Origin of the sequence: Pseudoalteromonas sp. S1650 (assembly GCF_005887195.1) — a bacterium.
GTDB classification, from domain to species: domain Bacteria; phylum Pseudomonadota; class Gammaproteobacteria; order Enterobacterales; family Alteromonadaceae; genus Pseudoalteromonas; species Pseudoalteromonas simplex.
This window is the reverse complement of record NZ_PNDF01000047.1, coordinates 107,558-120,105: the sequence shown is the minus strand read 5'-3', so window position 1 is coordinate 120,105 and position 12,548 is coordinate 107,558. Positions and strand designations below refer to the sequence as shown.

The window sequence follows — 12,548 nt, the reverse complement described above, 5'->3', positions numbered from 1 at the left end:
TCGCTTGCCCTATTCCTTCGCACTCGAATTAAAACTTTGCGATGATGTTCGCACGTTCAATGTTACTGATCATAATCATATGCTCAGTGCCATCTGCTGAAAGTGTGATCATATCACTGCTAACTGATACTAAATCGCCTTTAAAGTTACGACGACCATCTTGCGGAAGCTTAGTACGCACGCGTACTTCTTCTCCTTGCGCCTTCTCGTAGTGATCTTGTTTGAATAATGGACGATCAACACCAGGAGACGAAACTTCCAAATCATATTCATTTGTAATTGGGTCTTCGACGTCTAAAATTGCGCTAACTTGACGACTAACGTCGGCACAATTGTCAACCGTAATCCCTGCATCGTGATCGATATAAACACGTAATGTAGAGTGGCGACCAGCTTGCACAAACTCAAGACCATGTAACTCAAAGCCTAACATTTCAACGGCCGGTGAGAGCATGGCTACTAAATCTTGCTCAAGTTTTGTCACGAAAATCCTCCATACAAACAAAAAAAGGGCATATAGCCCTGAAATACTGAGTTTAATAATGATTTAAAATCACCGCCAAGCAGATACAACAACGCCCCGAACCAAGCGGGGCGTCACACCTAAAGCATAAAACTGTGTGGCCTAGGGCCAAGCTTGGTTGCGAGTCAGTCACCTGACTAAATTAAACTAGATAGCCTAAACGCAAAACGCGCATTACCAGAATGCGCGACTTCATACAGTAAAAATTACTGTGCATACTAAGTACACTTACAATGCCTTAGCATGTATTTGGTTGCGGGAGCCGGATTTGAACCGACGACCTTCGGGTTATGAGCCCGACGAGCTACCAGGCTGCTCCATCCCGCGCCAATAGATATTAAAAGTAACTTAATATCGTTTAATCGAGTGCTAAACACCTCAATTCAATGGCGGCTATTATAAGCATGTAGCGCTCAATTAGCAACCTTCCTACATGAATTAGTTAGACTATTTTTTGCCTAAAAATTTTATGACAACCTTGTCATAAAATTTCCCATAACTGAAAATTCTCGTCTATATTTAGTCATATAATAAGAATAACCTATAGCCTTGGCTATTAAGCGATTTACTATGAGTCTATCTTCATTTCAAAAAAGATTGTTACTACAAGATATTGAATTGCTAAAACCTGATTTCCATCAGTTTACAAGCGCATATCATCGCAGTCTTAATGCTCGTCAGTTAACCATGACAGTGCCTGAGCAAGACAGCATAACTAAGCGCAGCTATATTCTTTACTGTGCGCTCAACAAAGTTGTAAGTCACCTTGATGACTTACAGCAAGTCACGCCGTTTATTCATTATTTAGCGAATAACCTGAGCTTTTTAAACGTAGCGTCAAAAGATATTGATATTCTTTGTGAGGCTTTTATTGAGACTCGTCTACTCTTTATCAAGACCTACAATAGCCATCAGCAACAAGCTTGGGAGCTGGCTATTCGTATTTTTTCTAATATTGTGAAAAGTTACTTATTTTCACACTCTACCGTGGTTTCTATTAAAACAAGACGCTTCGTTTATAAAGCTCACAATTGACTCAGTTCATTTCGAAGTCTATCAATTTGCCTTTGCTCAACAGAGATAAGTGTATTGAAGCGGCTTGTCAACGCACTCATTTTATCAACTAAAGCTTGATCACTATTTGCGTCAGCTAAGTTATTTGGTCTATGACTAACTTGCTTTTCTAGTAGGCTAATCTGTTGGTTTAGTTGTTCGTTATAAGTATCGATCTTATTTTCATGCTCAGCGATTTGTTGCATGATTTGTTTGCTGCGAATAAAGCTATCAACCTCATCGTTATTTGATAGTTCATTGAAACTATTGTTTATTCTGTTATTTTCGGCGATTAGTCTGTCAATACTTCGCTGTTCATTGTCAATAAGAACAGCATAACGCTCAGATACAGCACTCATTTGCTTTGCAATAGCGGCTTGTTTTTTTGCACCAACTAAGTTTTGTAACTGCGCATCAGACTGATTATTTAATGCTGCAATTTCATTATTCATACGAAGCTTAAAGGTATCTATTTTATTATTATGCTCAGCTATTTCTGCTGCTATTTGTTTGGTCCTGATATAGCTATCAACTTGACCAGTCGTTTGAGAATATACTGACTCAGTACTTTCTCCTTGTACAGCATTGGATAGGAAAGGGTTTTGCTCTTTTATTGTTATTAATTTAGCATCTTCCCCACATGGCAACTGACTAAACTCAACCACACCATTTTTTTCGCACTGATACACTGATGCACTCGCCGCAGTGCTTATAAATAAACATGTAGCCCAAATAATATGAGTATTAATACTGTTAGGTTTCATTGTTTGCCTTCCATAGTTATACCTTATTTATACACTAACTTTATCGATCTATCTCCTAGTTTGTTTCGTAGTTAATTCAATTATGATCCACTAAGGTTTTTAGAAGTGCAATATGCCACCCTGAGATTTATCTTTGGCGATCAACTTAATGCAAGTCATAGCTGGTTTAAAAATAAATCACAACCAGACACGCTGTACGTGATTGCCGAATTGAAACAAGAAACAGACTATGTAAAGCATCATTTGCAAAAAGTGACCGCTTTTTTTGCTGCAATGGAAAACTTTGCTACAGCACTCAAAAATGCCAACTTGAACTGCCTGCATTTAACACTTGATAATACAGAAGATGATGCCACGCTACCTGAATTGCTCACCCGCTTAGCGAAGCAGTATCAATGCCAAAATATTGAGTATCAATATCCAGACGAATACCGCCTTAAAAAGCAACTTGCTGATTTTTCACAGCAGAGCGAATTTAATGTCAATGCAGTTGATTCGGAACACTTCTTGTTACCTTTTAACGATATTGACCAGCACTTTAAGCCAAATAAACCGGTAAAAATGGAGTTTTTTTATCGTGCTATGCGCAAACGTTTTAATATTTTAATGGACGATGATAACCAACCTCGTGGAGGCAAATGGAATTTTGATCAGCAAAATAGAAACAAGTTAAAACCAAGCGATCTTAAAGAAATTCCCGAACCTTTGTGCTTCGGTCACGATGTTAGCCACATCCTTAAACGGATAGAAAAGCACAAAATAAATACCTTTGGTGAGTGCAGCGATACCTTAATTTGGCCAACCACGCGCGCTGAAGCAAAGCAGTTACTTGATTTTTTTTGCGACCATTTACTGGTGCATTTTGGTCAGTTTCAAGATGCCATGACATGCCAGTCCCAGTACCAATGGTCTTTGTATCACAGCCGTTTATCGTTTGCTCTTAATACGAAAATGCTGCACCCGATGCAGGTCATCGAACAAGTGTTAACTAGCTTTGATAAGCAACCTATTGATATTGCTCAAGTTGAAGGTTTTATTCGGCAAATTCTCGGTTGGCGCGAGTATGTACGTGGTATTTATTGGCAAAATATGCCTGATTACGCCAGCAAAAATGCCTTAAATGCAAAGCGTGCCCTACCCGACTATTTTTGGCACGGAAAAACAAACATGAATTGTATGCACCATGCCATTACACAAAGCCTGCAAACGGCTTATGCACACCACATACAACGTTTGATGATCACGGGTAACTTTTGCTTATTAACCGCTATTAAGCCTAGTGAAGTAGATGAATGGTATTTAGGTATTTATATCGATGCCATAGAATGGGTAGAAATGCCCAACACTCGGGGAATGAGCCAATTTGCTGACGGGGGATTAATTGCCACTAAACCTTATGCTGCCAGTGGAAATTACATCAACAAAATGAGTGATTATTGCAAACACTGTAGCTACAACATTAAAGAAAAAACCACTGAGGATGCTTGCCCATTCAACAGCCTATATTGGCATTTTATGTTAGAACATGAACAGCAGCTATCACAAAACCCTCGTATCGGTATGATTTATAACAACTGGTATAAGCAAGATGAATCTGTTCAGCAAGCAACTCTTAAACGTGCTAATTGGTGCTTGGATAATTTAGAAAAACTGTAATGACAAAGTACCATATTGGGTAAACTTGTTAATTAAATGTTTAATTATTTTGTCACTCTAGTGTAACCACGCTCTTTTTTAATAGCGCTGCATATTAAATAACACTTTGAGGACACAATGAAAAAAACACTTATTAGCGCAGCGTTTTTAGTTGCATGCAGCAGTAACGTACATGCGTTTAGTCAAGAAACCCACAAACGTATCGTGATTGATGCCGTTAACTACATGCAACAACACCCAAGCACAACACAATACGCTGCGTTAGTCAGCTATGCTCAGCAAAATAATATGACTGTCGCTCAGCTTGGCGAGCTACTTGGGCAAGCAGCCTATGACGTCGATGATTTTGAGGACACGTTTTTTTGTGGTGCTATTACAGGTTCTTGCGTACAAGCACCAGTTTGGGGTGCTGCAGAAAGTATTGTGAAATACACCAGTTATTGGCACTTTCAAAATCACACCCAAGGTGCTGATCAACATGGCAACGACTTTGGCGGCTACAACTATCAAAAACTAACAGTATGGGGAGCTGTTGATAATCTTGCCGCAACGTGGCTCAAAGGTGATTACCTTGATGATGGTAAAGGTGGTGAAACAGGCTGGTTCAATGCTGACTCTTCAAAATATAATAGCTATGGCGTTACTGAAGCCCATTACCGTATAGATAGCCAATCAAGTTACAGCATGTATGATGACTTTGAGGAAATGCCATTCCAACCTATCGATAACTTAGGGCAATACTGGTATCAAAGTTACTTACAAAGCGGTAATCCACAGATTTTAGGTTTTGTATTTCACACCACCGATTTACTCCAACCTCATCATACTTGGACAACCTCCGATCTAAATCACTCAAGCTGGGAAAGTTGGGTGAATGACTACTACGACCAAGAAAACCTCAACGATCCAGCACTCGTTTCACAAGCCATGGCAACCTTTGCTGCATTAGATACACAATCAACTGATGTACGCCCTTTGTTAACTCAAGGCGGTGCATTTTCGTATGCACAAGGTGGGATCGTGTTAAATTCAAAAGATCATTACGACCGACTCGATACTGCAAAACAAGTGGTTCCCCATGCGATTGCAATGGTGGTTCACCTACTTAATCATGCCATGGTTGCTCGATAATGCGTGGGCTTTACATTTTGACAGCACTGCTAGGTTTGCTTTTTAGCAACCTAGCAGTTGCTGCGTTTAATCAATACACAGAATCTGAAATTGATCTCATGTGGCAGGTCTACAAAGAACAAAGCCCAGATATTAGCAAACAGCAAACACGTGAACGCCTTTACGAAAATCAATTTTTACTTAAGTACGCACAGAAAAACATGCCTGAGCTTGTAGAGCGCCAAGCGAGTGTAGGCTTTTCAACTCATTACCATGTAATGCGCTACTTAGATAATCTGTTTATTCATCAGTTAAATCTCACCGGTAAACCAGCTACAACTGGGCTTGAACCATTTGATAAACACTGGCTGAAAACCAACTTAGGGCTATATCCTCTGGATGGTCAGTACAGTGATGCCCAAATCAAACAGTTCAATGATATTAAACTCGATTTGTTTGAAAACCCAATGACGCTGTACGAATTTATTGCACCTCTTTCTATGCAGACTCGCTTTCGTTTGCATCAAGGAGATAGCGAACTGTTCAAAACCGAAGTTTTAAAACATCGACAATTTCTTTTGCATTTAAAGCAAGCTGATGCGGTCATACAAACACAGCAAATTTCGCTTCCCCATCTTTATTCTATAGCCAAGGGCGATATCCTAAGGCCTTCGATTCAAAGCTGGTTAGGGGTAAAAGGTATTATGCATGTAGAGAGCCCTGTGTTAACTCGCTTAGAGAACAAGGTTACTGACGCTGAAATCCAGCAATATTACCAACAACACAAAGAAAGATTTCATTATCTAAAATCGGTTAAGGCCCATGGCGGCGAATTTACCGATAGAGAAGCGGCTTTAGCATTTAAAAAGCAAGCTGAAACAAGCTCAATACAACACGCACTAAAGCAATTAAATCAGCCCGATATTTACGCTCAATATAATAACTACTTAACCCGAGAGCATAAACGAAATTGGGCAGTACAATTAGCATTCACACAAAAGCCTCAACAGTTAAGTGAGGTAATACGCTCACCGAATGGTTTTTGGGTGGTAGTAATGAGCTATGATCATGCGTTTGGCTACTTTGACGCAAATGACGAAACAGTACGCTATCAAGCCAAAAAGGCCATCGCAGTTGAAAAAGCCATAATTAACTACCAACAGAGTTGGTTGGCGTGGCAAAAAGCGCATGGGATTAAGTTATGAAATGGCTAGCTTTAGCACTTTGTGTACTTTTTAGTGCTGCGGTTATTATGCATGTGCAATCAAAACATATTGCTTTAGTGCCTGCTGAAAAAGCACTGGTGTCCGTTGAGGTTGAGAAAAAAGATGTTCGTAATCAACAAGCAATGACCAGTATGCACGTAAAGCCAACTTTAATTGCCAGTGAAACAATCGATGAGGCCGATACAAATGCGGCAATCACAACCCCCGATTACTTTCCACCCATTGCAAAGCAGCCCCAGCAGACGAAGCGGTTTACAGGTGATCTTAATGACCATAAAGCGTATCAGGCATACCATCAAACACAACAAACTGAATTAGAACTTCGCTTTATTGATGCCGCAGAAAGTAAAATTGCTACTCTCGAATCCCTTTTAGAACGTGGTAAGCAAGCGGGATTGTCAGAAGATAAGCTTAATGAAGCCGAAGATAAAATTGCGGCTTTAAAGACGATGCAAGCGGAATTAGTTGCTAAACATAACGAAAAAAGCCGCCTCAAATGAGGCGGCAAAACTAACTAGGGGAAACAATGCTGTTGGTAATTACTTGTTTTCGAGTAATTTACCATTACCGATTTCAATTTTACGTGGTTTTAAAGCTTCTGGAATTTCACGCTCTAAATCGATACTTAGTAAGCCATTTTCAAGGTCAGCGCCAAGCACTTTAACGTGGTCACCTAATTGGAACTTACGCTCAAAGTTACGCTCTGCAATGCCTTGGTGAATGAACTTACGTTCAGCATTATCTTGTTTATCAGCTTTAGTACCGCTGACTTTCAATGTGTTGTTTTCTGACTCGATGGTCAATTCACTGTCACTAAAACCTGCTACAGCCATAGTGATACGATATTTGTCTTTATCGAGTGCTTCGATGTTGTACGGAGGAAAACTTGGCTGCTTGTCTGTGCGAGCTGCCGCATCCATTAATGATGCTAAATGATCGAAACCGATGAATGAACGATAAAGTGGTGATAAGTCTACTGTACGCATAATTATATCCTCATATTTAAGCGATATTTTGTTAGTACTCTTCTATTGAACCAGTGCTAACAAAGTTAAATTAATACTATATATTTCAATTACTTTAGTTTGTTTGGGACCCATCAGGCGTCCTCACTAAACTATTTATGGGCGGGTAAAATCTTTTCAAGATTTTTAGCAAAAAAAAATTGCAATTTTTTTAAGTTAATTGAAATTTTAACCCCCTCAAACAGGTCTGAATAAGTTGATTTTAAAGGGCTAACAACGTACAAAATAACAATGAAAAAAAATCCAACTTTTTTAAAAAAATTTATCAGTGTGCTAAAAAATGTCGTGTTAATGGCAGTCGTTGTGTATGCCGCGACCGCATTTCAGCAACGTAATTTACTCTCAACTGATAAAACTCCTGCCCCCTATTTTAATTTAGCCACGCTAAAAGACCCAACAGAGCGGATGACCATTGCACAATTACAAGGAAAGCAAACAGTGGTGTATTTCTTTGCGCCTTGGTGCTCAATTTGTCGTTACAGTATGCCAAATTTAGAAAAGGCTCATCAGCAAGGTAAGTTAAATGCCATAGCAATTGCCCTTGATTACCAAAACATTACTGAAGTAAAACAATTTACTGATTCACTCGAATTAACAATGCCGGTGCTACTTGGCAGTAAAAGTACAGGTCAAGATTATAAAATCAGTGCCTACCCAACTTATTATGTTATTAATGAACAGTTGGCCATTACTGCGCATTCTATGGGTTACTCAACAGAACTTGGCCTTAGAATGCGAACTCTAGATTAGCTCAATCGCTAATAATGAGAAAAAACAGAATAGTGCAATCGATTTTATGCGCTGTTTTTATTCATTTAATTCGTTAAGATGATAACCAGATAAACCATCGAGGAGAGCGATATGTTAACTGTAATTTTTGGCCGTGAAGGCTGCCCATACTGTGTTCGTGCAAAAGACGTTGCTGAAAAACTAGCAAATGAGCGTGACGATTTTAAATACCGTTATATCGACATCATTAAAGAAGGCATCAGCAAAGCAGATTTAGAACAGTCTGCAGGCAAACCTTGCCCAACCGTACCACAGATTTTTATTGACCAAGCCCACATTGGTGGCTTTACTGAATTCGAAGCATACGCTAAAGAAAATTTAGGGTTATATCAATAAATTGTAAACGTGGTTGATTTTGGTAATTTTAAACTGATTAAATTATGACCAACATCAACCACATACAAATTAGTTGTAATTTATACAAGCAATTGCCTTGTATTTCCTATACAATGCGCGCCTCTTTAAATTCGTTGAGGCGTATTAATGTCAGAACCAGTCACGTTTGAATCTCTAAATCTTTCTCCTGCAATCCTTAAAGCAGTTGAAGAGTTGGGTTACAAGACTCCATCTGAAATCCAAGCTCAATGTATACCGTTATTGCTAGAAAGAAAGGACGTACTGGGACTAGCGCAAACGGGTACAGGTAAAACAGCAGCATTTGCACTGCCGTTACTAAATAATATTGACCCGTCTGTGAAGCAGCCACAGATCCTTGTTTTAACGCCTACGCGTGAACTTGCGATCCAAGTAGCTGAGGCATTCGAACAATATGCTAAGCATACTCGTGGTGTTGAAGTTTTAGCCCTTTATGGTGGCCAAAGCTATAGCATCCAACTAAGTGCACTTCGTCGTGGCGCGCAAATCATTGTTGCAACGCCAGGTCGCTTAATTGACCACATTAACCGTGGCACAATCAAGTTTGAGAGCTTACAAGCACTTGTTCTTGATGAAGCAGACGAAATGTTACGCATGGGCTTCATTGATGATGTAGAAAGCATCATGGAGAAAACGCCACGTGAAAAGCAAACATGTCTTTTCTCTGCGACCATGCCTAAGCAAATTCAAAATATCAGCAGCAAGTACATGAATGAGCCTGAGCAAGTTCATATCTCTGCGCGTAACTCAACTGTATCAACGGTTGAGCAAGTATTTTGGAATGCTCACGTACACAAAAACAAAGCTATCGTTCGCTTCTTAGAAGCAGAACAATACGATGGTGCAATTGTTTTCGTACGTACACGTAACGACACGGTACAGTTAGCTGAATTACTTGAGCGCGAAGGTTTCTCTGCGGCACCACTTAATGGTGACATGAACCAACAAGCACGTGAACGCACAGTAGATCGTCTGAAAAACGGCTTAGTTGATATCGTTATTGCAACAGACGTTGCTGCACGTGGTCTTGATGTAGACCGTTTAAGCTTAGTAATTAACTACGATATTCCACAAGATTCAGAAGCCTACGTTCACCGTATTGGCCGTACTGGTCGTGCGGGTCGTCAAGGTAAAGCGATTCTTTTCGTAAAACATAACGAGCGTTATTTACTTAAAAATATCATTCGTCATACGAAATCTGATATCGCACAAGTTGACTTACCAACAGCTAAAGTTGTTGAAGAAAAGCGTATTAAAGCGCTTCAAGACAAACTTACGATTGCGCTTGAAAACAAAGACATCACTTTCTTTAATCAAGTTGCTGCTGATATGGCAGAAAAACTTGAATTAAGTGCTGAAGACTTAGCAGGTGCATTACTTTGTTTAGCGCAGCAACAATCACCAATCAAGGTTGAAGAAGTTAAAGTTCAACCGCGTGGCGAACGCAACGAGCGTCGTCGCAATGAACGTGGTGATCGTGGCGACCGCCAAGGACGCGAGCGTAAACCTCGTGAGCCGCGTGAGCGCAACAGCCGTAACATGGGCCCTATGGATACTTACCGTATCGAAGTAGGTCGTGAGCACGGTGTACAAGTTAAAAATATCGTTGGTGCGATTGCTAACGAAGCTGATATCTCAAGTAAGTTCATTGGTGATATTCGCTTACATGACAATCACAGTACGGTACAGTTACCACAGAACATGCCAAAAGATGTGCTTGATCACTTCCAAAAGGTATTTATCTGTAAACGTCCGATGAACATGACGCTAACGCAAGACCAAGGTCCTGCGGCTCCTCGCTCTGAGCGCCCAAGCGGTGATCGTGGTGATAAGAAGCGTAACTTCAAAGATCGTGGCGAAAAACGTGGTGGCCCTCGTAAAGAGCGTCGTCCAGTGAGCTTCACTGCGAACTAATTGAAGCTGTAAGCTTTAAGCAATAAAAAACCTTGTCATGAGAGTGACAAGGTTTTTTTGTGTCTGTAGTAAAGCTATCAGACTTCAGTTTTTAAAGCCTCACGCTGGATGGCTGAGGCTTTGTCATTATGAGCCAATGGCTGGGTATGCGTAGCTTGATTGAAGACCTAGTGGAATGCCTAAGCCCCAGTACGCGAGTAAGAAGATACTCCAACCGATTAAGAAGGCGATTGAGTACGGTAACATCATCGCGATTAAGGTGCCGATACCGGTGCCTTTAACATACTTTTGGCAGTACACAACAACCAGTGGGAAGTATGGCATTAGTGGCGTGATGATATTCGAGCTTGAGTCACCTACACGGTACGCAGCTTGCGTTAAATCAGGTGAAATACCCAGTTGCATCAGCATGGGTACAAAGATTGGCCCTAATAGCGCCCATTTTGCCGAGCTTGAGCCAACAAATAGATTCACGAACGCCGTTAAGAAGATAATACCGACCACAGTGACTGAACTTGGCAGAGCCATTGCTTTTAATAGTTGCGCCCCTTCAATTGCAAGTAATGCACCTAGGTTTGATTTACTAAATGCAGCAATAAATAACGCACAGAAGAACGCCATAACAATATAGTAAGCCATACCGCTCATCGCTTTGCTCATTGCATCGATCATATCTTTAGAGCTTTTGAAGGTACCCACGGCAAAACCGTAGACGGCACCTGGGATCCAAAACAGTAAGAAGATAAGTGGCACAATTGATTGCATTAACGGTGAACGGAAATTAGTTAATGAGCCATCACTGCTTCGCATTGCAGAGTCGGCTGGCGCTGAGACAAACCATAGTAGCGCAAGGCCTGCAATCATCACTGTGCTTGCAATATAGAACGCACGTTTTTCATCACTGCGTGCTTCATCAAAGGCAGGTAGGTCTTCTGTATCACCATCAAGTGGCGTATTTTGTAAACGCGGCTCGATGATTTTATCTGTGATATACCAGCCTAATAAGATAATAAACAGGCTCGAAGCTGAGGTGAAAAACCAGTTATTAAGCGGGTTAATCGCCATATCTGGGTCAATAATTTGCGCGGCACTTTGGGTAAAGCTTTGCAGTAACGGATCAATCCCTGATGGAATAAAGTTTGCGCTAAAGCCACCACTTACCCCAGCAAACGCTGCTGCAATACCAGCAAGCGGATGACGCCCCATCGCATAGAAGATAACTCCAGCAAGAGGGATAACTAGTACGTAACCGGCATCAGTTGCGGTATGGCTGACAATCGCCACTAAAATAATAGACGGTGTTAAAAGCTGCTTAGGCGTTACTTTTAACATTAATTTAAGGCCGGTATTGATAAAGCCAGAATGCTCAGCAACACCAACACCTAACATAGCAACCAGCACTACACCAAGCGGCGCAAAGCCAGTGAAGGTTTTCACCATCGAAGATAAGAAGGTGGCAAGGGAGTCCCCTGCTAATAGGTTATTTACAACGATGGCTTCGCCAGTGCGCGGATCGATTGCATCAAATGTAGTGCCCGAGAAAAGCCAAGATAAAAACCAAATAAGTAGCATTGCGACTAAAAAGATAATCGCTGGATCAGGTAGCTTGTTACCCACCCTCTCAATGGTATTTAGAAAACGTGCGATTGCACCACTTGGTGCCTGCACATCATTATTGTTATTCATTTTCAAATTCCCTAGAAAAATATCTCGTTAACCTTAACGTATCTAACTAATAAGGTAAATTTTAAGTTAATGGGATTACCTGATAAAGGTAAAGTGATTATGTAAAAAAAGCGACACAGGTCGCTTTACAGAATTTTATTTAATTAGATTAGGCTGCAAGTGCTTTCACTTCATCCCACAGGCGCACAACAAGCTCTTTATCTTCTTCGTTTAACTCACCGTTGCGATAAGCTTTAACTAGGCTAGATTCAACTTGATTATTTAACTCATCAATCGATAAGTTTAATTCTTCTACTTGTGCATAGCCTACAGCTAAGTCAAAGTGACCACGTAAATAGCCACCAGCAAATAGCTCGTCGTCAGTTGCTTTATCGACTAAATCATCAAAATATTGCTGCGCTGCATCAATATAACTTACTAAACTCAT

Annotated in this window: 13 protein-coding genes and 1 tRNA gene; 8 read left to right on the top strand and 6 right to left on the bottom strand. The window is 40.5% G+C overall.

Annotated features, from left to right (window positions below; genetic code table 11):
- Nucleotides 1-28 precede the first annotated feature (28 nt).
- Nucleotides 29-484: a ribosome maturation factor RimP gene (gene rimP, locus CWB80_RS15050; protein ID WP_054553177.1), complete on the bottom strand. Its 456-nt coding sequence runs from the start codon at nt 482-484 to the stop codon at nt 29-31.
- Between the two features lie 289 nt (nt 485-773).
- Nucleotides 774-850: transfer RNA gene (locus tag CWB80_RS15045), tRNA-Met, on the bottom strand.
- A gap of 243 nt (nt 851-1,093) precedes the next feature.
- On the opposite strand from CWB80_RS15045, the gene CWB80_RS15040 reads away from it, so the two are divergent.
- Nucleotides 1,094-1,558: a globin family protein gene (locus tag CWB80_RS15040; protein WP_138598988.1), complete on the top strand. Its 465-nt coding sequence runs from the start codon at nt 1,094-1,096 to the stop codon at nt 1,556-1,558.
- Here CWB80_RS15040 and CWB80_RS15035 read toward each other — a convergent pair.
- Nucleotides 1,549-2,340 carry a DUF4124 domain-containing protein gene (locus tag CWB80_RS15035; RefSeq protein ID WP_138598989.1) on the bottom strand — a complete coding sequence of 264 codons (792 nt, stop codon included), beginning with the start codon at nt 2,338-2,340 and terminating at the stop codon, nt 1,549-1,551. The genes CWB80_RS15040 and CWB80_RS15035 overlap by 10 nt on opposite strands.
- Before the next feature lie 105 nt (nt 2,341-2,445).
- On the opposite strand from CWB80_RS15035, the gene CWB80_RS15030 reads away from it, so the two are divergent.
- The 4 genes from CWB80_RS15030 (at nt 2,446) to CWB80_RS15015 (ending at nt 6,832) form a co-directional block, all read left to right on the top strand.
- Nucleotides 2,446-3,996 carry a cryptochrome/photolyase family protein gene (locus tag CWB80_RS15030; protein ID WP_138598990.1) on the top strand — a complete coding sequence of 517 codons (1,551 nt, stop codon included), beginning with the start codon at nt 2,446-2,448 and terminating at the stop codon, nt 3,994-3,996.
- A gap of 117 nt (nt 3,997-4,113) precedes the next feature.
- Nucleotides 4,114-5,127 (top strand): phospholipase C/P1 nuclease family protein, encoded by a 1,014-nt coding sequence (locus CWB80_RS15025; RefSeq protein ID WP_054553181.1) that lies wholly within the window; start codon nt 4,114-4,116, stop codon nt 5,125-5,127.
- Nucleotides 5,128-5,144: 17 nt separating this feature from the next.
- Nucleotides 5,145-6,311, top strand: a complete 1,167-nt coding sequence (locus tag CWB80_RS15020) for a peptidylprolyl isomerase (RefSeq protein WP_249362595.1) — start codon at nt 5,145-5,147, stop codon at nt 6,309-6,311.
- On the top strand, nt 6,308-6,832 hold the full coding sequence (locus CWB80_RS15015; RefSeq protein ID WP_138598991.1) for a hypothetical protein: 525 nt from the start codon (nt 6,308-6,310) through the stop codon (nt 6,830-6,832). The genes CWB80_RS15020 and CWB80_RS15015 overlap by 4 nt, the downstream gene beginning before the upstream one ends.
- 39 nt (nt 6,833-6,871) lie before the next feature.
- Here the strand turns inward: CWB80_RS15015 and CWB80_RS15010 are convergent, their stop codons facing one another.
- Nucleotides 6,872-7,318, bottom strand: coding sequence for an Hsp20 family protein (locus CWB80_RS15010; protein WP_054562102.1), 447 nt, complete (start codon nt 7,316-7,318; stop codon nt 6,872-6,874).
- Between the two features lie 330 nt (nt 7,319-7,648).
- Here CWB80_RS15010 and CWB80_RS15005 point away from each other — a divergent pair, with 330 nt between their 5' ends.
- The 3 genes from CWB80_RS15005 (at nt 7,649) to CWB80_RS14995 (ending at nt 10,435) form a co-directional block, all read left to right on the top strand.
- Nucleotides 7,649-8,107 (top strand): TlpA family protein disulfide reductase, encoded by a 459-nt coding sequence (locus tag CWB80_RS15005; RefSeq protein WP_235373808.1) that lies wholly within the window; start codon nt 7,649-7,651, stop codon nt 8,105-8,107.
- 111 nt (nt 8,108-8,218) lie between these two features.
- Nucleotides 8,219-8,482 (top strand): GrxA family glutaredoxin, encoded by a 264-nt coding sequence (locus CWB80_RS15000; protein WP_054553185.1) that lies wholly within the window; start codon nt 8,219-8,221, stop codon nt 8,480-8,482.
- 147 nt (nt 8,483-8,629) lie between these two features.
- Nucleotides 8,630-10,435: a DEAD/DEAH box helicase gene (locus CWB80_RS14995; RefSeq protein WP_138598993.1), complete on the top strand. Its 1,806-nt coding sequence runs from the start codon at nt 8,630-8,632 to the stop codon at nt 10,433-10,435.
- Between the two features lie 126 nt (nt 10,436-10,561).
- On the opposite strand, the gene CWB80_RS14990 is transcribed toward CWB80_RS14995, so the two are convergent.
- Both CWB80_RS14990 and CWB80_RS14985 read right to left on the bottom strand, forming a co-directional pair.
- A complete protein-coding gene (locus tag CWB80_RS14990; protein WP_054553187.1) occupies nt 10,562-12,121 on the bottom strand; it encodes an AbgT family transporter in 1,560 nt (519 codons plus the stop codon).
- A gap of 148 nt (nt 12,122-12,269) precedes the next feature.
- The gene (locus tag CWB80_RS14985; RefSeq protein WP_054553188.1) at nt 12,270-12,548 is read right to left on the bottom strand and encodes a YfcL family protein; all 279 of its coding nucleotides are present in this window, start codon (nt 12,546-12,548) and stop codon (nt 12,270-12,272) included.

What these genes read in the sequence shown, in the direction of transcription:
- CWB80_RS15025 (WP_054553181.1), top strand. Translation starts at nt 4,114, where the DNA reads ATGAAAAAAACACTTATTAGCGCAGCGTTTTTAGTTGCATGCAGCAGT.
- CWB80_RS14995 (WP_138598993.1), top strand. Translation starts at nt 8,630, where the DNA reads ATGTCAGAACCAGTCACGTTTGAATCTCTAAATCTTTCTCCTGCAATC.
- CWB80_RS15035 (WP_138598989.1), bottom strand. Translation starts at nt 2,340, where the DNA reads ATGAAACCTAACAGTATTAATACTCATATTATTTGGGCTACATGTTTA.
- CWB80_RS15040 (WP_138598988.1), top strand. Translation starts at nt 1,094, where the DNA reads ATGAGTCTATCTTCATTTCAAAAAAGATTGTTACTACAAGATATTGAA.
- CWB80_RS15010 (WP_054562102.1), bottom strand. Translation starts at nt 7,318, where the DNA reads ATGCGTACAGTAGACTTATCACCACTTTATCGTTCATTCATCGGTTTC.
- CWB80_RS15000 (WP_054553185.1), top strand. Translation starts at nt 8,219, where the DNA reads ATGTTAACTGTAATTTTTGGCCGTGAAGGCTGCCCATACTGTGTTCGT.
- CWB80_RS15015 (WP_138598991.1), top strand. Translation starts at nt 6,308, where the DNA reads ATGAAATGGCTAGCTTTAGCACTTTGTGTACTTTTTAGTGCTGCGGTT.
- CWB80_RS14990 (WP_054553187.1), bottom strand. Translation starts at nt 12,121, where the DNA reads ATGAATAACAATAATGATGTGCAGGCACCAAGTGGTGCAATCGCACGT.
- CWB80_RS14985 (WP_054553188.1), bottom strand. Translation starts at nt 12,548, where the DNA reads ATGAGTTTAGTAAGTTATATTGATGCAGCGCAGCAATATTTTGATGAT.
- CWB80_RS15005 (WP_235373808.1), top strand. Translation starts at nt 7,649, where the DNA reads ATGGCAGTCGTTGTGTATGCCGCGACCGCATTTCAGCAACGTAATTTA.